The sequence below is a fragment of the Orientia tsutsugamushi genome, assembly GCF_900327275.1.
GTDB classification, from domain to species: domain Bacteria; phylum Pseudomonadota; class Alphaproteobacteria; order Rickettsiales; family Rickettsiaceae; genus Orientia; species Orientia tsutsugamushi.
Genome location: NZ_LS398548.1, coordinates 224500 through 250683 on the forward strand (window position 1 = coordinate 224500; position 26184 = coordinate 250683).

General features: G+C 30.8%; 18 protein-coding genes and 12 pseudogenes. 15 read left to right on the top strand and 15 right to left on the bottom strand.

The annotated features are described in order from the left end of the window. Window positions 1-47: 47 nt before the first annotated feature. The 6 genes and pseudogenes from traF to DK405_RS15585 form a co-directional block, all read right to left on the bottom strand. Window positions 48-476 (bottom strand): annotated as a pseudogene (gene traF, locus DK405_RS01170) (conjugal transfer protein TraF); the annotation flags it as partial. 49 nt (window positions 477-525) lie between these two features. After that, window positions 526-1170, bottom strand: coding sequence for a tetratricopeptide repeat protein (locus DK405_RS01175; RefSeq protein WP_064613055.1), 645 nt, complete (start codon window positions 1168-1170; stop codon window positions 526-528). Between the two features lie 251 nt (window positions 1171-1421). Further along, window positions 1422-2385 (bottom strand): annotated as a pseudogene (traN, locus tag DK405_RS01180) (conjugal transfer protein TraN). Continuing rightward, window positions 2385-2765, bottom strand: a complete 381-nt coding sequence (gene trbC / locus DK405_RS01190) for a type-F conjugative transfer system pilin assembly protein TrbC (protein ID WP_064613049.1) — start codon at window positions 2763-2765, stop codon at window positions 2385-2387. Before trbC ends, traN begins: the two are co-directional and overlap by 1 nt. Window positions 2766-2787: 22 nt before the next feature. Then, a pseudogene (locus tag DK405_RS01195) lies at window positions 2788-3570 on the bottom strand (TraU family protein); the annotation flags it as partial. A gap of 88 nt (window positions 3571-3658) precedes the next feature. Then, window positions 3659-3763: pseudogene (locus tag DK405_RS15585) on the bottom strand (IS5/IS1182 family transposase); the annotation flags it as partial. Window positions 3764-3963: 200 nt separating this feature from the next. Between DK405_RS15585 and DK405_RS01200 the strand changes: the two are divergent. After that, window positions 3964-4953 carry an ankyrin repeat domain-containing protein gene (locus DK405_RS01200; protein ID WP_045913066.1) on the top strand — a complete coding sequence of 330 codons (990 nt, stop codon included), beginning with the start codon at window positions 3964-3966 and terminating at the stop codon, window positions 4951-4953. On the opposite strand, the pseudogene DK405_RS01205 reads toward DK405_RS01200, so the two are convergent. From DK405_RS01205 to DK405_RS01220, 4 pseudogenes are all read right to left on the bottom strand, one after another. Further along, window positions 4867-6029 (bottom strand): annotated as a pseudogene (locus DK405_RS01205) (TraG/VirB4 family ATPase). The gene DK405_RS01200 and the pseudogene DK405_RS01205 overlap by 87 nt on opposite strands. Before the next feature lie 238 nt (window positions 6030-6267). After that, window positions 6268-6339, bottom strand: a pseudogene (locus tag DK405_RS15305) (hypothetical protein); the annotation flags it as partial. A 100-nt stretch (window positions 6340-6439) separates the two neighbouring features. Next, window positions 6440-6535, bottom strand: a pseudogene (locus DK405_RS01215) (IS5/IS1182 family transposase); the annotation flags it as partial. Between the two features lie 844 nt (window positions 6536-7379). Next, a pseudogene (locus tag DK405_RS01220) lies at window positions 7380-7529 on the bottom strand (IS630 transposase-related protein); the annotation flags it as partial. Window positions 7530-7867: 338 nt separating this feature from the next. Here DK405_RS01220 and ygfZ point away from each other — a divergent pair. Then, window positions 7868-8734, top strand: a complete 867-nt coding sequence (gene ygfZ / locus DK405_RS01225; protein WP_045912983.1) for a CAF17-like 4Fe-4S cluster assembly/insertion protein YgfZ — start codon at window positions 7868-7870, stop codon at window positions 8732-8734. 177 nt (window positions 8735-8911) lie between these two features. Here the strand turns inward: ygfZ and DK405_RS15590 are convergent, their stop codons facing one another. After that, complete coding sequence (locus DK405_RS15590; protein ID WP_109510559.1) at window positions 8912-9178, bottom strand: transposase; 267 nt, start codon at window positions 9176-9178, stop codon at window positions 8912-8914. 257 nt (window positions 9179-9435) lie between these two features. Here DK405_RS15590 and DK405_RS01235 point away from each other — a divergent pair, with 257 nt between their 5' ends. From DK405_RS01235 to DK405_RS01245, 3 genes are all read left to right on the top strand, one after another. Next, the gene (locus DK405_RS01235) at window positions 9436-11286 is read left to right on the top strand and encodes a hypothetical protein (protein ID WP_064613047.1); all 1851 of its coding nucleotides are present in this window, start codon (window positions 9436-9438) and stop codon (window positions 11284-11286) included. A gap of 236 nt (window positions 11287-11522) precedes the next feature. Continuing rightward, window positions 11523-11894 (top strand): HIT domain-containing protein, encoded by a 372-nt coding sequence (locus tag DK405_RS01240; RefSeq protein ID WP_045912675.1) that lies wholly within the window; start codon window positions 11523-11525, stop codon window positions 11892-11894. A gap of 59 nt (window positions 11895-11953) precedes the next feature. Further along, window positions 11954-12991 (top strand): aspartate-semialdehyde dehydrogenase, encoded by a 1038-nt coding sequence (locus tag DK405_RS01245; RefSeq protein WP_045912676.1) that lies wholly within the window; start codon window positions 11954-11956, stop codon window positions 12989-12991. Between the two features lie 139 nt (window positions 12992-13130). Here the strand turns inward: DK405_RS01245 and cyoE are convergent, their stop codons facing one another. From cyoE to terL, 3 genes are all read right to left on the bottom strand, one after another. Then, a complete protein-coding gene (cyoE, locus tag DK405_RS01250; RefSeq protein ID WP_045912677.1) occupies window positions 13131-14069 on the bottom strand; it encodes a heme o synthase in 939 nt (312 codons plus the stop codon). Window positions 14070-14079: 10 nt separating this feature from the next. Further along, on the bottom strand, window positions 14080-15666 hold the full coding sequence (gene ctaD / locus DK405_RS01255) for a cytochrome c oxidase subunit I (protein ID WP_045912678.1): 1587 nt from the start codon (window positions 15664-15666) through the stop codon (window positions 14080-14082). Window positions 15667-15858: 192 nt separating this feature from the next. Next, the gene (gene terL / locus DK405_RS01260; protein ID WP_045912679.1) at window positions 15859-17280 is read right to left on the bottom strand and encodes a phage terminase large subunit; all 1422 of its coding nucleotides are present in this window, start codon (window positions 17278-17280) and stop codon (window positions 15859-15861) included. Between the two features lie 331 nt (window positions 17281-17611). Here terL and DK405_RS01265 point away from each other — a divergent pair, with 331 nt between their 5' ends. The 8 genes and pseudogenes from DK405_RS01265 to DK405_RS01305 form a co-directional block, all read left to right on the top strand. After that, window positions 17612-18235 (top strand): 50S ribosomal protein L25/general stress protein Ctc, encoded by a 624-nt coding sequence (locus DK405_RS01265; protein WP_012461724.1) that lies wholly within the window; start codon window positions 17612-17614, stop codon window positions 18233-18235. Further along, a complete protein-coding gene (gene pth / locus DK405_RS01270) occupies window positions 18235-18795 on the top strand; it encodes an aminoacyl-tRNA hydrolase (protein ID WP_045912680.1) in 561 nt (186 codons plus the stop codon). Before DK405_RS01265 ends, pth begins: the two co-directional genes overlap by 1 nt. A 9-nt stretch (window positions 18796-18804) precedes the next feature. Then, window positions 18805-19905 (top strand): redox-regulated ATPase YchF, encoded by a 1101-nt coding sequence (gene ychF / locus DK405_RS01275; protein WP_045912681.1) that lies wholly within the window; start codon window positions 18805-18807, stop codon window positions 19903-19905. Between the two features lie 990 nt (window positions 19906-20895). Next, on the top strand, window positions 20896-21690 hold the full coding sequence (xth, locus tag DK405_RS01280; protein WP_045912682.1) for an exodeoxyribonuclease III: 795 nt from the start codon (window positions 20896-20898) through the stop codon (window positions 21688-21690). A gap of 990 nt (window positions 21691-22680) precedes the next feature. Further along, window positions 22681-23504, top strand: a protein-coding gene (locus DK405_RS01290; protein ID WP_109510560.1) for an IS5 family transposase whose coding sequence is annotated in 2 segments (ribosomal slippage) — window positions 22681-23068 and window positions 23068-23504 — 825 coding nt in all. Because the reading frame shifts where the segments join, the coding sequence is not laid out codon by codon here. Between the two features lie 641 nt (window positions 23505-24145). Further along, window positions 24146-24232 (top strand): annotated as a pseudogene (locus DK405_RS01295) (IS5/IS1182 family transposase); the annotation flags it as partial. Between the two features lie 23 nt (window positions 24233-24255). Next, a pseudogene (locus DK405_RS01300) lies at window positions 24256-24465 on the top strand (IS110 family transposase); the annotation flags it as partial. Window positions 24466-24501: 36 nt separating this feature from the next. Then, window positions 24502-24691: pseudogene (locus DK405_RS01305) on the top strand (hypothetical protein); the annotation flags it as partial. A 76-nt stretch (window positions 24692-24767) separates the two neighbouring features. On the opposite strand, the pseudogene DK405_RS01310 reads toward DK405_RS01305, so the two are convergent. After that, window positions 24768-25091, bottom strand: a pseudogene (locus DK405_RS01310) (transposase family protein); the annotation flags it as partial. Between the two features lie 110 nt (window positions 25092-25201). On the opposite strand from DK405_RS01310, the gene DK405_RS16015 reads away from it, so the two are divergent. Together DK405_RS16015 and DK405_RS01315 are read left to right on the top strand one after the other, a co-directional pair. Beyond that, entirely contained in the window at window positions 25202-25378 is a 177-nt protein-coding gene (locus DK405_RS16015; protein ID WP_231967906.1) for a MobA/MobL family protein, read from the top strand. Beyond that, window positions 25365-26183 (top strand): hypothetical protein, encoded by an 819-nt coding sequence (locus tag DK405_RS01315; RefSeq protein WP_064613040.1) that lies wholly within the window; start codon window positions 25365-25367, stop codon window positions 26181-26183. Before DK405_RS16015 ends, DK405_RS01315 begins: the two co-directional genes overlap by 14 nt. Window position 26184: the final 1 nt, after the last annotated feature.

Genomic DNA, 26184 nt, shown 5'->3' on the forward strand with positions numbered 1-26184 from the left:
CTTTTGTATTATGCCTTCCCTGCTTCCTCTTATCCTAAACTAGCGTGTACAATATGCTTAGGATTTAATTTATTCAGCAACTCATTATTCTTACTGACAGCTAGCAACTGAAATGCATATTTATTAGCAAAGTTCTGAACAATAGGAGTAAAGGCTTTACAGAGCAAGCAATCTTGTTTAACTTGCAGAATCAATCCCTAGTTTTTAGCAATGTTTTTGAGTTTTAAGTCGTTTTCTTGCTCTGATTTTTCTTGATACAGCTTTCTATGTAAGCTATTAGATGGCTCATGAGCATTAATCAGTTGATAATCAAGTAGAGTAGCTAGTTGCCACATAGTAGCAAACTTATGCGACTTCTCCATGATTTGTTTCTGTAGCCTTTGAGCTGCAATCACATTTTCGAGCGTTGGATTATCAAGCGCTATACGCTGAGCTCGATTAAATTGCTCCTTCAATTCCTCGATTCTATGATCATGAGTTCAGTGTATCGGCCTAGAATTAGTAGCAGAGTCATCAAGCTCATGATTAAGCTTTTTCATAGTTAGGATCATATTTAATAGCTAAATCAAAATTTTCTAGTGCTTCTTGGTGTTGTCCTAATTCATCTAAACAAACTCCTTTTATATAATAAGCTTTTGCATGATTAGGATTATACTTAATAGCTAAATCGAAATTTTTAATTGCTTCTTGGTGTTGTCTTAATTCAGCTAAACAAAGTCCTTTATTATGATAAGCTTCTGCGTGATTAGGTTTATATTTAATAGCTAAATCGAAATTTTTAATTGCTTTTTGCTGTTGTCCTAATTCATATAAAGAAACTCCTTTATTATAATAAGCTTCTGCATAATCAGGCTTATATTTAATAGCTAAATCGAAATTTTTAATTGCTTCTTGGTATTGTCCTAATTCAGCTAAAGAAACTCCTTTATTATGATAAGCATCTGCCTGATTAGGTTTGTACTTAATAGCTAAATCAAAATTTTTCATTGCTTCTTGATATTTGTTTAACTCAAGAAATGAAATTCCAACATTAAAATGTTTTTCTGCTAACATAGCTTTATCCCGAATTAATTTCTGTTGTATAGGTTGATTATTGTTTCGTTTTGCTGCAATGGTTGTATTTAACAGTGTTAATAATAAAACAGCTGTTATATATTTTACAAATTTCATATGATTATTAATTACCCTTTAAATTTTTGATTAGCTACTGAACACCAAATAATTACTAAATTATAGGTGTTACAATTAATCCTTCTTTTATATTTTTTTCAGTCTCATCAATAATACTATCAGAAATTCTATTAATATTCTTTATTTTTTTATTATTACAACATGTTATAACAAATTATATTGCATTAAATATGTGTGATTTTTATAGGTAAAGGCATTGATATAAAGTCAATAGGAACTAGCTATAGTATTTAATGACGACTTTGTTGCATACGATGAACTTTATCTTTGATGCCTGCAATAATATCTTTGTTCATGCTGTTTTGAGCCTTAGTGAGTATATCACCAAATAGTTCATCCATATTGATTTTAGTGAAATCAACTTTTTGTAATTCCTTAACAGTAAGGCCTCTACACTTTGGACATTCAGGTGTTCCAAAGTCTATTTTTAGCTGTTTTCTTGCTTCTTCCTGAAAAATTCTAGCAAGTTTCGACTGAAAGCAGCAATAAGTAGACTTTCTAGCTAAGCAAATACCCAATATCGGAATTCTTGAAGAACAGTAGGTACCGATATAGTAGCAGTAACCTTTTTTTCTATATAGAGCTAATTCTTGTTCCTTAGATTTGCATTGTGATAAGCCTATATCACGTCCACAGCCAGTCATTGAAGAGCAGCAATTCAAAAAACTAAATACATCTTTTTTGCATTTTCGATGTTTACCTGAAAATACAGAAAAAGGATTTGTTTTAATATCTTTGCTCATCTGATTTAGCATCCCTAGATGAGCTACTTTAGCTATATCCCTGTTTGGTATAATAGTCGGAGTGTTGCAATTGCCTCCCAAACAGAAGATCGAGTTATTACGCAACGATGAGTGTAGCATTGTTTGCTTCTCAGTTGAACAGCTATAATCGTGCTGCCATAGTAAACAAATAGTTGATATTGTGTTGAGTTAAGGCATTGTTTTTACTGTTTTCAGCTTGAAATAACATTGTTCCACTTTCTGTACCAAGCTGATTACAGCCATGATAGGTTAAATCCTCATCATTATTAGGATAATTAACATTACTACCTTGATGAAATAATTCTTGTGTATTTGAAGAATTTCCAAGATTTACATTATGGTTTTTAGCTTCATTATAACTGCTTTGCATTGAAGCTAAACAACAGCTAATATTGAGCGTTATTAAAGTTAATATAGATAATAATCTCATTAAGTATTCTCATTCATAATTTCTATTGCTATTGCTAAAGGAATATGGCCAGTTAATTTCTTGGTTAATCCTCTTTTTTTATCATCTATTACTATCACTGGTACAACATCAATTTTATATTGTTCAAACAAGCTAGGATCTATATCGAAGCTAATATCAAGCTCCATAGTTTTATTCTTTGTTTGTGTAAATGAGTTATTAATTAACCCACGCATAATCAATTGAGCTCCAGCCTTTTGAGACTCAGCGAAATAGCTTTTTAAAGCCTCATCACTCATTGAAAATGAGACAAAAATAAAAGTTTTTTGCTTGTCCAAAAAAAAAGCATTAGCATTATTAACAAATAATAAAACCATCAACATCATTACTCGTATAACCATATTCCTCTCCAAGCTTTATAAATCAAAGCAAACAGCAATCTCTTTTTCGCCAAATCAAGTAACCGAAATCTTCACCATTAACTGGAAATTCTCTACCAGCTTGCCATATAGCTTCTGTTTGACCTATGCTCTTGCAGGATTTTGTTTCTGGAATTGGATAAGTCATTTGTAGTCGATACTGACTTTTCTTGATAATAGGCATTGGATACTTACCACATAGGCCTTTATAACCATAATATCCCCATAACATCAGTTGCCTATGCATCTTAGCCATAAATTTACTTACCATTAATACAGATGTTCCAACTCCACCATTATGCGCTGCAGCTGTTCCAGTAAAAGGGTAAAGCATTCCTTGACATCCAGCACACCAAAAAGCATAATCACTTGCTAATAAACCAGCGCTACAACTCATGCAATCAGCTATACATGCTTGATAAGCAGCTACATTTTGAAACAACAACGTTTCTGGATTTAAAATCGCAGATTTAGCATCATCACTCCATAATGGATCAAACTCTGTTAAATATGCTATATCGACTGCAGCCATTTCCAGACAAATAAAATCAAGCAAAATTTCCAGCCAGTAAATCACGGGATAGACATACCAATGAATGTGGTAAAAAGCACTTCCTTCAGCCTAATCTTTCATGCCTTTTTGAGTAGCAGTTCCAAATGACAAACCTCCAAGACTTACCATACACATTGGTGATTTTGTAACATCTACAAGGCGTACTGGCTCCCAAAATCCAACAGGAATACCAGGTACAGGTATTGGAATCCATGCCTTAGGACAAAGACATACAGCTAAGCTACTATAAAACAGTTATACTAGATACTTTTTTTGATTCAGAAAGCATCTAGTATAACTGTTTTATAGTGGTTTTGCTATATTAAACCTCTTTCAAAACTGGTTGACGTAGTTCAAAATTATAAATGCCAGAGATCAAATTAAATCTAAGACCTAATCTTTTACGTCTATTTTGATATTTATCAGCTTTCGAAAGAGGTCTATTATTCTACTGGAAGCATTAGTATCATGCATTGAACTGTTTGCAAAGTACAGAGATATAGTAATTTAACCTATATTATCACATAAATCAATTTTAAGTTGCAATATCGCTCATTTTATGAATAATATCTTTGCGTTTTATGAATAATATCTTTGAAAGTATAATATAATTTTAAGGAAAGAACTATGAATAATTATTTACGGCTTCGCGCTCACCTACTATATGTTACTACAAGAAGTAGTTTTAGTCCTGTAAATAATCATCCTTTACTTTATGCTGCTAAACACAACTACCTAGATGTAGTAAAGCATCTGATAGAACATGGTGTAGATATCAATACACAAAATCTACGTGGAAGCACTGCATTACATATTGCTGCTTATAACGGCAACATACAAATGGCAATGTTTTTGTTAGCTAATCATGCTGAGGTAGATACACAAAATGCATATAGCAGTACTGCTATATATTATGCTGCTGAACAAAGTAACGTTGAGATGGTAAGGCTTTTATTAAGTTATGGAGCTAATCCTAATTTGCAATGCTACTTTAATCAAACTCCTTTTGAAAGAGCTTGGCTCAAATATATTGATAATCCGGAGCTACATTTCGAAATGATGAAATTATTAGTTACTAACATTGTTAAGACAGAATATTGTAACACTGTAGATACTAATTTATCAGGTTTTATACACAATAAAGGGCTTATTAATGAATCAGAACAGCTAAAGGAACTTGAACAGCAATGTCATAACGAAATAAAACAAATGTGCTCTATCTCTGTTGGCAGCAGTTGTCTATCTTTTTTTGATATATTTGTACTGCAAAAAGATATAAATACGCTAGCAAGATGTGCTAATAATCCTGATATTGTAAAGTGTCAGAATAGATTTCTCATGTACTCTTCCTGTATTGAAAAATCTATTGAGAAAGGGAAAGCAAGAGCTAAGCTACTACAAGAAGCATCTGAATCAATGGATGAGATATTTGAATCCAATCAGGATGCTTCTCAAAAAAGTCAGACATCTTGGTCTCATTTGCCACCAGAAGTAAGGCTTATGATATTAGAGAATTTAGGTAATGACGATTTAACAAAACTTCAACACAATGAGGAAGCAGCAGCTGAGGCTGAAGCTCAAGTTGAAGGAGCATATGCTATATATGAGGGAGAGTAGCGCAAGTGTCAAAGCTCTCTGTAGCATTGGTTGTTGCAAATCGCTTGTTCCATACTGTGGAGCAGCCATAGTTGCTAAAATGGATGAAAAGTTAGATAAAAAGTCGGATCTAGCCTCTATAGACTTTGCGCTGTCATCCTCTGGTACTTCGGAAAATGGATTAATTGATACAGGATTTTTCATGTCAAATTCTATGTAGCTACCGCCTAGAATCAAGCATGTACGCTTAAATGATCTTCCATAATCAAGAACAAAAACCTTACCACCAACTCCTAGAACCGATAGCATTAATTCTTGCATAAAAACAGATTTTCCAGACCCTGGAACTCCAGCTATACAAAGTTTAAAGTTCTCATTTGGAGCTACTGCATTCTTATTTAATGCAGGTAATAAAGCTCCACCAAAAGGTAACCAATACATTATTTGTCCTCGTCTACCAGCTAGTAACATACCTGGAGAGCTTAAATCACCTTTCCATTCACCGATTATTGGTAATAATACTTTACTCTCTACAGAAACAGTTTTTATACCTCTACCTAAGCTAGAAAGCGCTACTCCAACTCCTGATGTTTTATTTTGACCAAATACACCTTTTGGGCCTTGTTCAACTAATTGCATTGGTAGTGCAGCTAGTAACACGGCCACATGATCATATTTGCATGGAACAAAATACCATCCACTGCGTCTTAACATCGAGCAAAACGCTGATGCAGATTGCTTAGCTTTCATGGACCTAAACGTATCTTTTAAAGCATCTCGTCTGCGAATCATATCATCGATATTTACATTTACATTAGGTATAGTCACTGAAATCAACAATACTACATCCTTTACAGAGCCTGACTTTTGAGCTTGATCACGCAAAAACTCTGTTCTTTTATTAGCTAACTCAATAAATACCTCTCTTTTACGATATGACTGCCAGTTGCTTAAAAAATTCTCTATGCCGAAACACTAGCTTCAACCAATGTCCATGCAAGCAATACAAAACCTATTGAACCACGATTAAGGAATAGCTGAGTCTCATCATCATATGATTCATAGACAAAATGTTTAGAAAATCTTTCTCGATTTATTGATCATATTTCTACAAGTATTAGTTCATAATACTATACTTAATAACTTGAACATTGACAATTGTAATACTCGTATATTACCTCTTTCTAACTGTTTCTGATTCTAAATTTGCATTTGCAAACATGCGAACAATAAATAAATAGCTATTAATTAAAACTATATTTTTAATATATCACATAATTATAACGCAACATTCTCTCTTGCATACATTTTCTTCACTAGCTTTCATATTTTTCCTTATCCTAATCTGGCGTTTCTAATCCACATCTTCATATTAGCCCAAAACTTTTCTATCAGATTTAAATCTGGAGAATAAGGTAGCTAAAAAATAACTTTATAACCAACAGATTCTATTAATTTTTATCGCTTCTTTCTATCTCAAACCTCATTAAACCTCTTTCGAAACTGGTTAAGGTAGTTCAAAATTATAAATGCCAGAGATCAAATTAAATCTAAGGCCAGATCTTTTACGTCTATTTCGATATTTATCAGCAATAATTTTGAACTACCTTAACCAGTTTCGAAAGAGATCTATTGTAAATGACTATATATAAATATTTGGCTATGAGAAAGTGCGACATGAGGTTACTCAAACAAAAACTAGAGAGATGTATCAAGGTAGCATTTAGACCTAAGTTACCGCTATTGAGATACAAGATTAGCAACAATCTTGTACTAAGAGAAATAAAATCCTACTAAAGTACTGATCTAGATAGGAAATAGTGGCAAGATAAAGTTAAAATTGGTTAAACGAAAGTAAATTTTTATGTAGACAATATTGTAAAGGTAAAAGCAGATACTCCAGATAAAAGCTATTATATGGATAAAGCTGAAAAGCCTAGCTATAAGAATAGATTTATCGCTTTCTTAAAAAAAAGCAAGTTTCCTGGTATATAGAAGGTCATATCTCTGATGAATGAAATATGGCAAGCCTATTATTTATGATATAGCTAAGCTATTACAACTGTTTTATAATAGCTTAGCTATATATGTCCATCTTTTTTCTATCATAGTTTTTAAATGCTAACTTTTATGAAAACTTGCATTGTCTATCACAACTACAGAATTATTAGGTAATTTCAAAATTAAATCATGCTCTACCCAACAGTTAAAAATAGCAGTATTAACATTGCATTCAAAAACGGTTAGCAGAAAATTATCTACTAATACTCCTATAACGTTAGTTCTCTTTGATGGATGCCAATCATAAACTCAATAACATCTCATGTCTTTTGCTACATATCCGTGAGTTCTAGGTGTACTATGAACAAACGCACTCTCATCCGTAAAGACAATAATTTTTCCTTTTCTTTGTACCTTTTTATCTTATCATAAAATTTTAACCTCTCTTATTTTTTTGCCTTAGGATGTTTTATAGCTTTTTTTATACCTGACTTACTTACTCCTAGTCGTTTAGCTCTTTCATGTTTATATACATCACTATATTGTGACACATCTTCTGTTAGTTTATCAATAGAGATTTTTATTGGGTTTCTGTTTCTGTTTCTGTTTTTTTACACGATATCTCTTTCAAACTGTAGACATTGCCCTGATAGCTTCATACATAGGATCACTCCATTGTATGTACAACTAGACCTCTGTTCGTAGAACAATAGGTTTGTCCTATTCTCATAGTCAAACAATCATATATATAACTTCACATCACATGTTAAATATAGTATTTCATGGCTAACATATTTCTTAATATTAACCTTTGGCTTTAAAAGTAATTATTTTGATGTTTTTTTGCCAGTTCTGACTATAATAGTTAATGTATTTTTTAGTATAAAAAAATTTATTGATTCTTAATATTTGAAATATCAAATCACTTAAACTTATGCATAGTTATCATTTATTAAATAACAGAGCAATTTTAGAATTATCTGGTTGCGATGCATCTAATTTTTTATTAAGAATTACCACAAATGTTATACCTGCAGCAAATGGGGAAGCTAAGTATTCTATGATTTTAAGTCCTCAAGGTAGATTTCTATTTGATTTTTTCCTTATCAATAATCATAATACTTTTTTTATTGATTGTTTAGCGAGTATTAAAAATGCTCTTCTATCAAAATTGCATATGTTCAAGCTTAGATCAAAAGTGCAAATCAATGATGTAAGTGACTTCTATGATGTAATATATAGCCAATTTTATATAAATGATAGTAACTTACATCATCTTAATCTTAATACTGCAAAATTAGTAACTCAATATCGAGATCCTAGATTTAATCAAATGGGATTTAGATTGTTAACTGAAAAACTACATTCTTGTAACTTAGTTAATTCAAATACTGATGTATATTTAGTTGATAAATATAAGTTTGCAATACCTGATGGAGAAATTGATATACCATCTAACAAAGCCATTCCTCCTGAGTATGGTGCTGATAGATTAAATGCTATAAGTTATTCTAAAGGATGTTATATAGGACAAGAATTGATATCTAGAATTAAATCTCAAGGAGTAGTACGAAAAAAAATATATCATGCTACTAGCGATGAAAATTTACTTAATGTTGCACCTCAAACTCCAGTTATGCATAATAGCAATATTATAGGTTACTGGTGCTCTAGTTACTATACACAAGGTATAGCATTAATTAGAGAAAGTAGCGATCAAAATAATATTTTTACTAAACAAGAAATTACAGTAGATAGCGCTAAAATAAAACTTAGCATTCCTCAATGGCAAATAACATAAAATTAATTTTATATAGGGTGATACAAGTTATTTATGGCCTAAGTTCGATATAAGATATATCTGAAGAATAAGAATTTCCATAATAGTTTAACAACAGTTTGATATAAGCAATAGAAAAAAAGATATTTGCAAAAAAGACAATGTGAGCGCAAAAATCTCAAGAATAATAAAATAGAACTAAATATGATGCCTAAGATGTAAGTTATATATAGCTCTATTCGAAAATGTAATTACACATTGTAAAGTGTAAAAAACAGCATCAAAAAAGTTGTTAAATAAGTAAGATACTTTGTGTATGTCATCTTTAACTTTAAACTGATAATACTCAATTAGATCCAAATCTAGAGAATAAGTTGAAAGATATAATAATTTACACCATACTGATTCTATCATAGACTTAGCGACAACTGTTTTATGAAAACTTATATTACCTAATATTACTATTTGTCTAAATGAGCAATAACTTTATCATTATAAAGACCAGCTATCATACTTACTCTTCGCATGTGCTAATAAGTTTCATTATAAATGACTATAATATACTACATACATACTTTCATCTTATTTTATTTTTTCTTTACTGTATTTTATTTCTAATGCAACTATCTTTTTAATTTATGGTACATTGCAGTACAACTAATGGTTGCGCCTAAGGAGACTTGAGTTTAATATATGTTACTGTTGATTTAAAGGAGGAAAATATGTGTATTAAAGATAAGGCAGAAGAAATATATAAAAACTTTATAGACTATTGTTATGAAATAAATAAAGTGCAACACTATGAATCTGTTGACCGTTCAGGTAATAAAGATCATGCAGATATACCTGGAAGCGCTTTTTGGAGTACACTATGCGGATATAAATGTCTTATTGATTGCTTTCAAGTTGTATATAATAAAGATTGTGCAGAACTTAAGGAATTTAGTACTCATCTTGATGAAATGTTTAAACAGCAATTTTTAATATATTATTCTGGATCAGAACTTAAGCGCAAATGCAGAATTAAGTTAGCAGAAAAAATAATAAATGATTTAGAAGCTAAGGGAGTAGTATATGTAGCTTGCGATGGGTTTTACGGTGTTCAACATGCAGCAATTTTAAAATGCATTAAGAATAATGCAGGCAATTATTGTGGAATTATTTATAATGCTGGATTTGGAGCTAATACTGATAATATAGAGATTGCAGATTTAGATAAGCTATTGAAAATGAATGGTGTTACTAATTATAACAGACAATTATATTCTGGAATCAAGTATACTATAGATGATTCGTATCGGTCTAAAAAGTTAATAGAATCTATGATATTGCATCAGATGGGTACAGGTGAGCCATATCAGTCTGAAAAGCCAATAAAATCTATGATATTCAATCAGATGGCCATTGTAGATATGGATACTATGAGTAATGATGTTAATCTATCAGTGGACCCTGTAAATGCGAAAAAGGTAGTATCTTCACAACAGAACTATGGTAATTGTACTACTAGATCTATTCGAGAGGCATTAAGGGATAATATTTCTGATGAAACATTTAGAGAGTTATATGATTTTATTACTATTGTTCCATACTCAAGTAAGCTAGAAATGTTAGAAAAAGTTGTAGGTAAATTGCAAAATGTAGATAATTCTGCTTTAAAAAAATATGACGCATCGCTTTCTGCGAAAGAAAATTTTCTTAGCATGTTTCAACGCAATGTAAACCATATTTTAGGGGTTGACAAGAGCGCAGCTGTTCAAAATTTACAGAATATTGAATTTTTTTGCGTAGAAAATGTTAGGCTTTTATGCGATGAAGAAGGTCTGAGCTTTTTAGCAGAATCACATGCTAGAAATTGTATTGAGGCTGGTTTAATAAAATTAAACTCAGAGGGATCTGAAGCAATAGTAGATTTTGAAGCTGCTATTGGTAGTAAGGGGAATGAGGAAGTAAAACTTTATCTAAGTGATGGGCAATATAGCGACGGATACAATACTGTTACTAAAAGAGCGTTACTTGGAGATGTATTTTTAGATGGATGTAAAGATACATTCTTCGAATCCAAACTTAGAGATATATCTAGGAAGGTACTGCCATTAAGTTGGCAATGTATGAATTGGGAAGATATAAGCATGGAGGATAAAATATATATAGTATCTGAAGTCTTGTTTGGAACAATCAATAATTGTGATGCATATTTAACTAAACCGTTACTTTTGCCTGTTAAAGAAAAACTACTTCAATGTGTTAAACAATATCATAAATCTGATTTCGTAGAAAATTCTTCACTACCATCAAATCTACGGGATAGAATTGTTGAATCTTGGCGTGAATCTTGCTTACAAGATCCTAACATTGACTCGTTTATTAAAGCTCACATTGCTGCTAGTGGGATGAGTTCTAGCATATCAGATAATAATAAGTATTACTGGTGGCTAGATAATAAATCTAAAGTGCAGGATTGGAAAAAGAGCGAAAAGCTAAAACTTGATACTAAGACAATATCTAAAGGGCATGTGGCAAAAATAAAGCGTGAGTTAGAATCAAATACGCAGATGATAAAAGGCAGGTAATAAGTAAGATAGTTTAAGTTCTTAGGTTATGTTTGAAACATTTATTGCTAGTAAAATTAAAGTATAAATAAACTACATTCTTGCTTATTCTTTATTATATTTAACTAAGGATTTTATTAGATATTACAGTATTGAAAATAATAGCTATAGCATGTATTCTTGATTTGCTTGTATCTAATAAGTTATTTTGCTAAAATTTAAAGTACTGCTAATTAAATACAATAAGAATATAGTTTATGAGTATAGTAAATCAATTTTTTTCATATGATAGAAATAATGTTTTTGCTAAAATTCTTCGTAATGAACTAAGTGCTAATATAGTATATAAAGATAATAAGATTTTAGCTTTTCATGATATTAATCCAATTGCTTCAACACATATACTGGTTATTCCTAATGGAGAATATATAGATTATTGCGATTTTCTTTCTAAAGCATCGTCTGATGATATTTGCCATTATTTTTCTACTATTAACTCTATGGTTAAACAATTTAAACTTGATCAAAGTGGATTTAAGTTAGTAACTCATAGTGGTAAGGGAGGTGGGCAAGAAATTCCGCATTTTCATACTCATATCATTTCAAATCAGAAAATTGAGTCAAATTAATATATTTTAAGCGTATTATTAAAAATACGCTCTTATATGTTTGGTATATAATAAATGTGATGAATAATAAAATTAACATAGCGGTTATAGGTGCTACAGGTAATGTAGGCAGGTTATTAATTGATATTTTATATGAAAGGCAACTGCCAATAAGGCATCTTTATTGTATATCTAATAATTTAATTGGGCATAACATAAGTTTTGGACAACAAAATATTGTTACTCAGTCTATAAAAAATTTTGATTTTAGAGGTATTAATATAGTATTTTCTTGCGTTAATGCTCAAGTTGCAAAGTCTATTATTCCACAGATAGTATCAGCAGGTGCGAAAGTAATTGATAAGTCATCTTATTTTAGACTGAAGAGTGATATTCCTTTAGTTATACCAGAAATAAATATTGATACTATTACAACTAATTCACGTATTATATCTAGCCCAAATTGTTGTGTAGTCCCATTAATATTAGTTCTAAAGCCATTAGATGATGTTGCTAAAATTAAAAAATTAGTTATTGCAACATATCAATCTACTTCAGGGGCAGGGAAAGCTGCAATGGAAGAATTAGATATGCAAACTAGAAATCGGTATTTAGAACAATCGAAAACATTAACTCCGCAAATTTTTCCTAAGCAGATTGCTTTTAATATCATACCTCAGATAGGAATGATCATGGAGAATGGTAGGTGTGATGAAGAAGATAAAATAATTCGTGAAATACAAAAAATTATTGGTCGTCAAATTGCTATATCAATTACCTGTGTAAGAGTGCCAACATTTGTTAGCCACGCTTTTGCAGTTAATGTTGAATTTGAATATAATTTAAGCGTGAAAGATGCAGAATCATTGCTTGTAAAGCTTAATGGTATTAAATTAATCAGTAATGTTAAGAATAGTATGAGTAATACAAGCTCAGATATTGTTACTCCAGTTGATGTTACTGGAAAAAACGATGTTTTTGTTAGCAGAGTAAGAAAAGAGAAAAATATAAAGAATAGTTTGAGTTTATGGATAAGTACGGATAATTTGCGAAAAGGATCAGCACTTAATGCAGTACAAATTGCTGAAAATATTCTTTTGCAACAAAAATTAATATAATTATAAAAGTTAAGATAGTTATAGGTAAATTTTGCTGTTTAAAGTTGTAGCAAAACAACTATAAGAGATTTATACTTCAAAATACATGAATGTTATAGATCGAATCTTGGCTAATATATGATGTAAGCTCAGTGATTAGTTAAGAAATATTAAAACGCTTTATACAATGTTCTATAATTAGATATAGAAAGATATTAAATAAGTAAATTATTGAATATTTAAACATTTTTCGAGCTAGTATGTTGTTTCTATCATTAAATAACATACTAGCATAACATAAAAATATAATTCCAGAGATAGTAGAGCATATTAAATATAGCAAGCCGGCTATATCAGTAAAATAGGGTAGGGAAGCAGAAATAACAGTTAAAAAGGTATACGCTAATATACTGTATTTGGTATAATTAATGCCTTTAACTAATGGTAAGATTGGTACATTAGCTAGTTTATAATCATTGGTATAATATAATGATAATGTCCAGAAGTGTGCCGGTGTCCACAAAAATATTATTAAAAATAGCATTAAACATGTAGTATCTATACTATTAGTAACAGCGCTATAACCTATTACTGGAGGCAATGCTCCTGCAGCTCCACCAATAACAATGTTTTGTGCAGTCCTTCTTTTTAACCACATAGTATACACTATAATGTAAAAGCTAATAGAAATTAATAATAAAATGCTAGATATGTAATTTACGCATATGGCCATTACTAATACAGAAAAAAATGCTAAAATGATACCAAATGTAAGTGCGGTACTGGGGGGAATTTTGCCTGTAACAGTAGGGCGGTTACGTGTTCGTTTCATGATACTATCGATATCAGCATCATACCACATGTTGATAGCACCTGCTGCTCCTGCTCCTGTGCTAATGCACAAAATTGCAATTGATGATAATAAAGGATGAATTTTATTAGGTGCAATAAATAAGCCAGTGATTGCAGTGAAAATAGCTAAAAGCATTACACTAGGTTTCATTAACAGTAAAAAATCTTTTGGAGTAGAAGTTAATACTAGAAACTTATTTTGAAAATTTTTAACAGGAGTACTTTGTGTACTATGTGAGTTTGGCATATTACTCTTCTTAGTGATCTACATTCTCAATTTTTGGTGGGTCTTGAAAGCAATGATAAGGTGGAGGGGATTCTAAGCTCCATTCTAGAGTTGTAGCTCCTTGTCCCCATGGATTAGCTGGGCATTTTTTACCATAGAATATTGTGTAGATTGCTATGTAGATAAAAAAGAATGCAGCGATTATTGAAATTGTAGAACCTATGGATGATACCATATTCCAGCCAGCAAAAGCATCAGGATAATCTGGAATTCTTCTTGGCATACCAGCTAGTCCTAAAAAATGTTGAGGAAAAAAAGTAAGATTAACTCCGATAAAAGTTATCCAAAAGTGAATTTTTCCGAGTATTTCTGGATATTGTCTACCTGATATTTTTCCGATCCAGTAATAAAATCCAGCGAATGCCGAAAACAATGCTCCCAAGGACATTGTGTAATGAAAGTGAGCTACTACATAATATGTATCATGTAATACTCTGTCAATTGATGAGTTAGCTAATACTACTCCAGTTACTCCTCCAATAGTAAATAATATAATAAATCCTATACTAAATAGCATTGGAGTCTTAAATTCAATTGAGCCTCCCCACATAGTTGCTAGCCAGCTGAAGATTTTAATTCCAGTTGGCAAAGCTATAATCATTGATCCTGCAGTAAAAAATATTAAGGCTTGCGGCGATAATCCAACCGTAAACATGTGGTGAGCCCATACTAATGTGCCGATTACTCCAATGGCAATCATTGCCCCTACCATACCTAAATAGCCAAATATTGGCTTTTTAGAAAAAGTTGATATAACGTGGCTAATAACTCCAAACCCTGGTAAAATAACTATATATACTTCAGGGTGACCAAAAAACCAAAATAAGTGCTGAAATAAGACTGGATCTCCACCACCTGATGGAACAAAAAATGAGGTACTGAAGTTACGATCCATTAATAGCATTGTAATAGCTCCTCCTAGAACTGGAATTACTATAATTAATAGAAATGCAGTAATTAGTATTGACCATACAAACAATGGAATTTGTAATAATCCCATGCCTGGTGCTCTCATATTAAAAATTGTTACTATAAGGTTCATTGATCCAAGAATAGAAGATAGCCCAACTAAATGTAAGCTAAAAATTACCATGTCAACAGCAGCTCCTGGATGGCTTAAACTACTACTTAAAGGAGGGTATAGAGTCCAGCCAGTACCAGCTCCCTCATCAACAAAAACTGATGCAATAAGCAAAATAAAAGCTGGTACTAATAGCCAAAAGCTAATATTATTTAATCTTGGAAAAGCAACATCTGGAGCTCCAATCATTAATGGTACGAACCAATTTCCAAAGCCACCAAATAGAGCTGGCATAATCATAAAGAATACCATTATTATAGCATGAGCCGTAATTAATACATTAAAAAGTTGAAAATTGCCTCCTAAAAAATTGCTGCCAGGTACTGCTAATTGCAATCTAAAAATAAATGAGAACAATCCTCCAATTAGTCCTGCTAAAATTGCAAATATTAAATACATACTGCCTATATCTTTATGGTTAGTTGATAATAACCATCTGCGCCATCCACGAGGAGTATCACTATGTTTGCTGCTCATAGTATTTGATTTAATTATTTTAAATTAGTTACTTAAGTTAATAATAAGCATATTATCTAAAATGTTATAGGATAACTATATCAAAAAAATATTTAATGTACACTCAAAATTGTTAATCGCCCTGAAAGCAAGTACTATAGTTAAAGTAAAAGTGTATAAAAAATAGGTATAGTCATAAAAAATGGCAAAATTTTAACATATTGTTCTAATACATACTTTAGTTTTAGTATTATTTTGTCTAATAAAATTAATGAATTGGCTAATTGAATCAACTATATCATCGTGGTTTCCGTATGGAAAGCTAGTAATCTCACTAAGTAATAAAGTTAGCCATGATGCATTTCTTGGTATTAATATAATACCAGATTCAAAATATGGTATTGTAACTGTAAATCTGGTTACCTTATCCAATTTAGGCTTTTGTGCTAAGATATTAGTAATGCCTTGCGATTTTAAGTCTTGTATTAGAGATTGACCGCTAGCCTTATCTTCAATAAGAATATATCTGTGATGCTTTTTAGTAATATTATCTGTTACTATAATTTTTAGTTTTGGATAACTTAAACGTTCTCTAAAAAGATTTAATAAGTAGTAATATTGTCCACTTATTCCCCATGTTGTACAAACTGTATAATCATTAGTATCATTGATTTTAATAGCTGTATCCCAGCTTTGTACGGTAAAATCAATGTGTGTGGGATATTGATCATAGTATTGAATCATATTTGGTTCGAGTAGCCCTGCATTTTTTTGTATAGGTGATTGAAGATATTGTGCTGCAAAGTTGTATGTTCCTAATTCATTTTGAATTATTTGTAAATTTTTAAACTTATCTCTGTTTTTATGTAACATATCTCCTTGCTTGATAGTTATACAGCTATGAAATAAGTCATAGCTATATTCTTTATCAGCTATAGCTGGTATTTTAAGTATTTCCCATACATTAGCTGTATTTTTTAATAAATATCCACTTAAATCTTCAGTATGTAATCTTTGCATTACTAATACTATTTTGCCATTGTTTTTGTCGTTTAATCTAGTTAAGAAAGTTTGTTCAAACCACTCTACAGCTTTATTTCTCATTTTAGTTGAATTAATATAAGTTGGGTTATGTGGGTCATCAATAATTAAAACTTCTCCTCCTTCTCCAGTTATACTGCCTCCGACTGATGTTGCTAAACGAAATCCATGCTTTGTAGTCATGAATTTTGATTGCAAGTTTTGTTTTTTGTTTAGGAGAGTATTTGGATATAATTCTTGATACCATTTAGATGTCATAACTGCTCTAGTATCAAGTGAGTGTTTTGTGCTTAGAGTCTGAGCATAGCATGCTACTATAATTCTTTTTGTTGGATCTTGGCCTAGAATCCAAGCTGGCCATGCTACACTTACACATATTGATTTTAAAGATCTAGGTGGTATATTGATAATTAATCTTTTAATTTTGCCATGGGTTACACGTTCTAAGTAACTTGCAATTAGGTCAATGTGCCAGTTTGGTTGAAAAGTTGTTCCTGGATTAATGGTATTAAAAGTTTTATTAATAAAACTTGATAAGTCTACTCTTAATAATGAGCTCAATAGTCTTGAATCGGTATATTCTGGATTAGGCATTGTTCTCTTTTTTGTTCAATAGTTACATTAATGATTATGAATTAAAATATAAGTTGTGAAATTTTTGTTGTAATTTTATATCTTTTAATAATGTAGATGATAGCAATTTGAAGCTGAAGACTAAGTGATGCAGCAAAATTTTATGGAATTAAATTAGTAAAATTAATTATTTTAAAAATTAGAGAATTATGTATTCTCTGAATTGTTCAATAATGTAAGTAATATTTTTACGTAAAATGAAAGAAATGCTGTAATAATCCAGAATTATCACTTGAATTTATTAAGTCTTAACTATATCATGATAATTTAAAAATTCTGGAGAAATATTATAATGAATGAAATGCTTACACTAGTAGGGCAGTTGCGCTCAGATTTTGGCACTTCTTCAGCACGAGCCTTACGGCGCCAAGGTAAGGTTCCAGGAGTAATATATAAAAAAGGAATTACTCCAATTCATGTTTGTACTTTAGAAAAAGAGGTTGCAAAATTATATCGTAAGCCTTTTTTTAGTTCAACTGTAATACAGTTACAGGTTGATGATCAAAGATTTAAAGTATTGCCTAAGGCAGTGCAGTTGCATCCTGTAACTGAGTTCATAAATCATATTGATTTTATATTAGTTGAACAGAATGGCGGTATACAAAAAGTTAAAGTTCCAATTTCTTTTGAAGGAAAGGACAAGTCGTTGGGAATTAAGCGTGGTGGTTATTTGAACATTGTGAAGCGATATGTTGATTTATTATGCCCAGTAGATAAAATTCCTCAGTGTATTAAATGTGATATTGCTAATGTTCCAGTTGGGGCTTCTATTAAAGTATCGCGACTAGAATTGCCTGAAGGTTGTAATTTAGTAAAGAGGACTACAGACTATGTCATTGCATCTGTTATTGGTAAATCTAGTAAGCAGGATAAAGAGGAAGAAGGAACAGCAGAAGATGGTGCTGATAGTAAGTAGTGTTGGTAGTAGGGCTTGGTAATCCTGGTAAAGAATATGCAAACTCAAGGCATAACGTTGGCTATATTGTTCTAGAACAAATTGCACTTTATAATAATTTAAGCTTTAGTAAAAGCACTAAATATAAATCTGATATTGCTAAAATATTGCTTTTAGGCAAAAAAATTATTTTTATAAAACCATTAACCTATATGAATCTTTCTGGTACAGCAGTTTGCTTAATAAAGGATTTTTATAAGTTGCAGAATTACGATATAATCGTTATTCATGACGATATTGACCTGCCTTTAGGTATTGTAAAGTTAAAGGTAGGTGGTGGTAGTGGAGGGCATAACGGGCTAAAATCTATTAGTAGTGCAATTGGTGACAGTTATTTAAGAATTAAGATAGGTATTGGTAGACCTCTCTCTGAGCATTTATCAGTTGCAAGTTATGTTTTGTCTGATTTTTTAGTTGCAGAATTAACAGTGTTATATTCTATAGCAAGAAAAATTGCTGAAAATTTTGAGCTAGCAGTTCAAAAACAATTCAGTGAATTTATGTTTAAGATAAAAAATTGATTGATAAAAATGGAACTTAGATATGGAATAGTTGGATTGCCAAATGTAGGGAAATCAACCTTATTTAATGCTTTAACTGCTACTCAATCTGCTAATGTTGGAAATTATCCATTTTGTACAATTGAGCCTAATATTGGTATTGTAGCTGTTCCAGATCACAGGCTGCAAAAATTAGCTGATATTGCTGGTTCGCAAAGCATTATTCCAACCTATGTTAAATTTGTTGATATTGCAGGCTTAGTAAAAGGTGCTAGCTCTGGAGAAGGGCTAGGTAATAAATTTTTATCTCACATTAGGGAGGTAGATGCAATTATTCATGTTTTAAGATGCTTTGATATTTCAGATATTACTCATGTATATGGTAGTATTGATCCAGTTCGTGATGCTGAGATAATAGAGCTGGAGCTTATTTTAGCAGATCTTGAGTCTATAGAGAAAAGATTGCCTGCTTTGGAAAAAAAATCTAGAGGTGGTGATCAAAAAGCTAAAGAAGAAATAGAACTGTTATATCATGCACAACAAATTTTGCGTAATGATCAGCCAGTCAGAAAGCTGCAATTATATCGCGAAAAAAGCCAAAAATTTGATCGGTTGCAGTTGCTTACTACTAAGCCAGTAATATATGTTTGTAATGTGCTAGAACATGAAGCAATATCTGGTAATGCTTTGTGTAAAGCTGTGCAAGAAAGCGATATATTAGGTCAATCAGATATGATTATTATTTCATCAAGTATTGAATCTGAAATTGCTAGTTTAAGCACTTTAGAAGAAAAAAAAGATTATCTGAATATTTGGGGACTCCAAGAAACTGGGTTGAATAAAATCATAAAATCTTGCTATAGGTTATTTGATTTAAATAGTTATTTTACCGTTGGACTTAAAGAAGCTCGAGCTTGGACTATTGTTAAAGGCACATTAGCTCCTCAAGCTGCAGGAATAATTCATACTGATTTTGAAAGAGGATTCATTAAGGCGGAGGTTATATCTTATGAAGATTATATAAAATATAATGGTGAATCTAAAGCTAAAGAGCACGGGCGTTTGCGAATTGAAGGCAAAGACTATGAGGTGCAAGATGGTGATGTTATTCACTTTAGGTTTAATGTTTAATCATTAATCTCTTTGCTTATAGTAAATTTTAGGCTGAATTAAGCCTTTTATATTTTACCTTTATTATATAATCTGGCGTTATTAATCTTAAGCCGTAATTTATTTTTTATGCAATTTGTTACTACAGCTTTCTTTTCAGAAAGCTCTTCGTAACATTTAGTTAACTCTTCTTTATTGCATAAATGCATCAGATTGTTATATATAGTCATTTACAATGAAGTTTGCGTATAAAATATTCTGTTGGTAAATCTTATGATGCTATTATCGCTTTTTTCTATGCTAAAACCTCATTGTAAATGACTATATAGCTAAGCTACTATAAAACAGTTATGTTATATACTTTTCGAAAATGGTGTATACATCACAGTGATTCTTCATTCTGCTTAATTTAGCTTGAACCAATTTTTTCTCAATAGAATTTAAATCAGGAGAATAAGTAGGTAAATACTCTAAGTATAGCTAAACTGCTATAAAACAGTTATAATAGTTTAGCTATTACTATGACTTAGATAGGTTTTCGAAAAGTATATAACATAACTGTTTTATAGTAGCTTATAGTTATATATGCCTATCTTTTTCTATAAAGATAATAACTTTTCCTTTGTCTTTGTACCTTTTTATCTTATTCGGAAATTCTAATCTCTCTTCTTTTTTTGCCTTCAGATGTTTTAAAGCTTTTTTTATATGTAATATTTAGTTTATGTATTTAACATTTGCTTTTTAGCAAATATGCTTTTATAATATCCATTCTTAATAACTGATTATTCTTTGTATACCTCTTCTGTATTATACTTTTCATACTTTCACTTATCCTATTCTAGCATTTTAATATATTTTTCTTGTTCCATATAATCTACCCTTGCATTGATAAAAAGTATAAATTGCAAACGAGATAATAACCCTTTATGCAGAAATACATTATTTGTTTTACAGATGATACTAACTTACATCTTGTAAAAAGTTTTGGTTACAAATATACTAAATATTATTATGAGCTGTAAACTAAAAATTTTAACTTGGAATATTAATTCTATTAGGGCAAGAGCATATCAACTAAACCAACTTATTTCTGATACACAGCCAGATATTATTTTATTACAGGAAATCAAATGTGAAAGCCATAACTTTCCTTTTCAAGAAATTAATGAGTCACATAAATATAATTTCAGTATTAATGGCCAGAAGTCATACAATGGTGTTGCAATACTATCAAAATTCCCTCTAGAAGATATAAAATTTAGTTTTTTGGGCAACCCTTGCCCAGATCAAGCAAGATTCATTGAAGCAAATTGTTTAACTGAAGTAGGATATGTTAAAGTTATTTCAATTTATGTTCCAAATGGAGGAGAAGTCAATAGTGATAAATTTCAAATTAAGCTACTTTTCATTGATAAATTTATTAAGTACTTACATAGTAGTAAAAATTTAGGTGAATCAATAATATTGGGTGGAGATTTTAATGTTGCCCCATACGATAATGATGTTTATTCTGCTATAGAGTTACAAAATACAACTTGTTTTACCTTGCCTGAAAAGCAATATATACGTAAGTTAATAAATCATAATTTTATAGATATTTATCGATTATTTCACCAGCGACAAAAAAAATTTACGTGGTGGGATTATCGAGCTGGAGCATTTGAGCGTAACTTAGGAATGCGTATAGATTATATACTTTGTACGATCTCTATTGCTCTAAAAGCTACAGATTGCTATATTGATTATCATACTAGAAACAATCATAGAGCTTCAGATCATGCTCCTGTCATTGCTAGTTTTGAGTGATTTCAAATTCTTGTTAGTTCTATGAAAGTTGATATTGAATCAATTATATTATTACTGCAGTTAAAAATAATAGATCTAAATTAAGCATGCTCAATACTTAAGAAGTGATAAAAATAAGGACAAGATGCTTAAGGTTTAGAACTATCAGCTAAACTTTGAGCAAATTGTTTAATAATTTCAGATTAGGACAAGAAAAAAGATGAAACGCATAAGTGGCTCCGAAAATGCGAAGACTCAAAGTCTGAGTTAGCGACCGTATACCGAAAGCAGAATGTTCACTGAAAACTAACTGATACACAATTGAACACTGTAGCTGAGTAGTAGTGTCAGCATGATAATAAGGACATTAAGTAACTGTAGAAATCCTACTCATTCCAGAAAGAAAGATTTTAGAACAATGTAGATTCTATAGCTAGTAAACTATGAAATGAGTTAAAAATAAGATGATGACGGAGTGGCGGCATGTATTAGCAATGAAGCAGAGTAACGCCTGTGGAACAAAGGTACCATACTGATAACATTATTTTAACAACAAGTAAGGTAATGACGAATGATAAAATAGAATTACAAGACCTGAAAAGGAAAATATATATCAAAGCTAAAGCTGAAAAGTAATGGCGATTTTTTGGAGATTATATGTGCATGTATGTAAGATAGAAACACTTAGGGAAGCCTTGTATGATGAAAATAAGTGAAATTGTAATAAAATAAAAATTATAGCAATAGCAAAAAGAAAGCTAGTGTACAGTAGTGAGACCAAGGCTAATAGCCTGTGTGCAGATAAGTAACTAGCTTTTTTGAATAACTAAAAAAATCGGACGGTATTCTTAGGCTAAAAAACCTGTATTTACAATGTTGGTTTTGAGATATTAACATAAAATTTGGTGATATAGATTAGAAGAAGCTTCTAAAGCAATTGCAATAATAGACTTCTTTCGAAACTAGAGAATGATGTAGAATGGTGTTATAAAAATCTAATTTGAAGTAATAATGAAATTAGATCAGATTAAAGAGTTAAAGGATGAAAAATTTCGTCGATTAACAGGAGTAAGGAAGAGGACATTTTCAAAGATGGTGGATATTTTGAGGAAAGCTGATGGTCTTAAGAAATCAAAAGGTGGACGTAAAAATAAGCTCAATTTGGAGGAACAGTTGCTGATGGTGTTAGAATACCTTAGAGAATACCGTACTTATTTCCATATAGGTCAGAACTATGGAATTAGTGAAAGTTCAGCATATAAAGCTGTAAAATGGGTAGAAGACACCCTAGTTAAACACCAAAACTTTGCTCTTCCAGGTCGTAAAGCTATAATGAAGAGTGATATGAATTATGAAGTAGTCTTGATTGATGCTACTGAGACTCCTATAGAAAGACCTAAAAAAAACAAAAATTCTATTATTCAGGAAAGAAGAAAAGGCATACACTAAAAACTCAAATAGTGGTAGATAAGAAAACGCGCCAAGTAATATGTACAGATTTTTCTAACGGTAAAAAACATGACTTTAGATTATTTAAGAAATCCAAAATTCTTATCCATCCTAAGGTAAAAGTGATTACTGATACAGGATATCAAGGCATACAAAAAATTCACAATAATTCTGAATTACCAAAGAAAAAAAGCAAGAAAAATCCTTTAACTAAAAATGATAAAAAGAATAATCATAGGTTAGCAGGAGCAAGAGTTGTGAATGAAAACGTTATTGGTATGCTAAAACGCTTCAAAATTATTGCTGACAAATATCGAAATAGACGTAAAAGATTCTCTCTTAGATTTAATTTGATCTCTGGCATTTATAATTTTGAACTACTTTAACCAGTTTCGAAATAGGTCTAATGAAAAAGTAATTAGTATGACATATTCTATAGGTTTTCTGAAAAAATGTGCTGAACATATAAGGAAAGAGCGAAAATTAGTTTTGAATCAGTATCAAAACGTTTTGTGATAGGAAAGAATACAGTGTTTGTATTGCATTAAAACATATTGCGTTAAAAAACAGAAACAGAGCTTTAACAAAAATCTTTATTGATAAACTAAAAGAAGACGTGAGACAAGATAGTAACGCATATCAATATGAAAGAGCTGAACGACTATGAGTAAGTAAGTTAGGTATACAAAAAGCTTAAAGAGATTAAATATTACATATAAGAAAAACTTTAAAACATCTAAAGTCAAAAAAGAAGAGAGATTAAAATTTCAGAATAAGATAAAACGATACAAAGACAAAGAAAAAATTATTTTCTTGATGGATAAGAGAGGTTTTGTTCATAGTACAATTAGAACTCACAGATATGTAGCAAAAGGCATGAGATGTTACTGATGTTATGATTCATCAGTCAAAGAGAACTAATGTTAAGCAGCACTAGTAGATAAATTTCTGCTAACTGTATCAATTTTTGACTGCAATGTTAATCCGCTATTTTAAACTAGACCTCTTTCGAAACTGGTTAAGGTAGTTCAAAATTATTGCTGATAAATATCGAAATAGACGTAAAAGATTCGGTCTTAGATTTAATTTGATCTCTGGCATTTATAATTTTGATACGTTAACCAGTTTCGAAAGAGGTCTAATATTCAAATGCATATTGAATTCCTTAAAAAACAAATTAGAAAAATTGAACAACTAATCAACGGTCATATTAAAAATAACAAAGATCTTCTCAATAAAACTGCCTTGCTTACATCAATACCATGTGTATAAGCAAAAACGCAAGCTATAGTTCTTGCTTGTTTAGCAAAAATTGAGAAATTTAGTTTTGCTAAACAAGTTGTAGCTGTTTTGAAATCACTTTTACAACCGTGTTATGCTGTTATGTTAGCATTCGTTGTATTATCTTCACCATCGATATGTACAGCGCAATGTAAACTTCAATGCTTCTAAAGTTAGTATTGATACTTCGCCATTTTATCTAAAATCTTCAGCTGGTATTGCTACTAACTACGATACATTAGAAGCTAGCATTGGTTATAGATTAGATTGGCACAGAATGGATGTAAGATTATGATTTATGTGTCATCGCAACAGAGGTAACTTTGTTCAAGGCAGTTATTATTATAATAGACCTCTTGCGAAACTGGTTAAGGTAGATCAAAATTATAAATGCCAGAGATCAAATTAAATCTAAGACCAAATCTTTTACGTCTATTTCGATATTTGTCAGCAATAATCTTGAACCGTTTTAGCATACCAATAACGTTTCTTTCTCCTGCTAACCTACGATTATTCTTTTTATCATTTTTAGTTAAAGGATTTTTCTTGCTTTTTTTCTTTGGTAATTCAGAATTATTGTGAATTTTTTGTATACCTTGATATCCTGAATCAGTAATCGCTTTAACCTTAGGATGGATAAGAATTTTGGATTCCTTAAATAATCTAAAGTCATGTTTTTTACCGTTAGAAAAAGGCGATACAGTTTGCAAGAATTGAATTTTTAAGTAGAAGTTAATGAGGTGATAGTTGTTGTAAGGCATAGTATAATGCAAGAACTATTGTTAAAAATGAGCAGACAAATATAAGGTATAACTTCTCTCGTAAGAAAGATAACGTATATCATACAGTGCTGATACCGGCTTATGTAAATCAAAAATTCAAGAATATTCAAACATTAATGAACGAGGTGGAACGAACCGAAAAAAGAAGAAATAGTAAGTTGTTGAAAGATATTAGTAATAGCATTGCCAGACGATAAGGAGTTGAATTTAGAAGAATTAGGTGGTAAAGCTGTTGACTTAGAGCCTAAATTTAGAACAGTAAAAGGTCAGTCGTATATTATTCAAGAAGTTGAAATGATTCATGAAAAAGTAAAAGAAATAATTAATGCATTTTTCGCTAAATTAGGCTTATCAAATAGAGTTGATGAGATAAGTACAGTGCTGCAAAAGCTGCAAAAGCATATTGGACCTACTAGAATTAGGAGTTTAATTAATGAAGTAGCAAATGAAAATGAGTTACGTAAAGAGGCTAATTTAAAAATTATTAAGGATGTAAAAGAACGGACAAAGACAACTGTTTTGAGTAAAATCGAAAACTGGTTTAAGTCTATAATCACCGATATCAATTATAGATCTCATGTGAATGAAGAATATTATCACTTTACCGCAAAACCAGAGCAAGAAGCTAAAGTAGAAAAAGTCCAACAAGAGAATAGCATAAAGCAATGTACCACCAAAGATATTTCTACTCCATTGTTTATGCAAATCAAAGAACAAAGACAGTACAATTATGATGTAACCCTTTTGTCTGCAGAAGAAAAAGCGATATCAAGTTTCCAGGAGATCGGTATTGATAGCAGAATGGTATATAGCTCAAATGTAAATAATTTGAAGTACTATCAAGCATTTCAAGGAGAAAAGATTCTTATAGCTGCAAATATAGCTGTTAAGGAGCTTGTGATACCTGAAATCATGAAATTAGTTAATAATCAGAACATAAAAATAGAGCCTGAACAAATTGTAAAAGCAGATATAGCCCCAAAAATTGGAGTTAGACGGTAGT

Bases quoted from the DNA above. Each gene is read 5' to 3' on its own strand.
- xth (WP_045912682.1), top strand. From the start codon at position 20,896: ATGAGCTGTAAACTAAAAATTTTAACTTGGAATATTAATTCTATTAGG.
- DK405_RS01240 (WP_045912675.1), top strand. From the start codon at position 11,523: ATGAGTATAGTAAATCAATTTTTTTCATATGATAGAAATAATGTTTTT.
- DK405_RS01200 (WP_045913066.1), top strand. From the start codon at position 3,964: ATGAATAATTATTTACGGCTTCGCGCTCACCTACTATATGTTACTACA.
- DK405_RS01265 (WP_012461724.1), top strand. From the start codon at position 17,612: ATGAATGAAATGCTTACACTAGTAGGGCAGTTGCGCTCAGATTTTGGC.
- DK405_RS01245 (WP_045912676.1), top strand. From the start codon at position 11,954: ATGAATAATAAAATTAACATAGCGGTTATAGGTGCTACAGGTAATGTA.
- ychF (WP_045912681.1), top strand. From the start codon at position 18,805: ATGGAACTTAGATATGGAATAGTTGGATTGCCAAATGTAGGGAAATCA.
- ygfZ (WP_045912983.1), top strand. From the start codon at position 7,868: ATGCATAGTTATCATTTATTAAATAACAGAGCAATTTTAGAATTATCT.
- DK405_RS01175 (WP_064613055.1), bottom strand. From the start codon at position 1,170: ATGAAATTTGTAAAATATATAACAGCTGTTTTATTATTAACACTGTTA.
- terL (WP_045912679.1), bottom strand. From the start codon at position 17,280: ATGCCTAATCCAGAATATACCGATTCAAGACTATTGAGCTCATTATTA.
- ctaD (WP_045912678.1), bottom strand. From the start codon at position 15,666: ATGAGCAGCAAACATAGTGATACTCCTCGTGGATGGCGCAGATGGTTA.
- trbC (WP_064613049.1), bottom strand. From the start codon at position 2,765: ATGGTTATACGAGTAATGATGTTGATGGTTTTATTATTTGTTAATAAT.
- cyoE (WP_045912677.1), bottom strand. From the start codon at position 14,069: ATGCCAAACTCACATAGTACACAAAGTACTCCTGTTAAAAATTTTCAA.
- DK405_RS01235 (WP_064613047.1), top strand. From the start codon at position 9,436: ATGTGTATTAAAGATAAGGCAGAAGAAATATATAAAAACTTTATAGAC.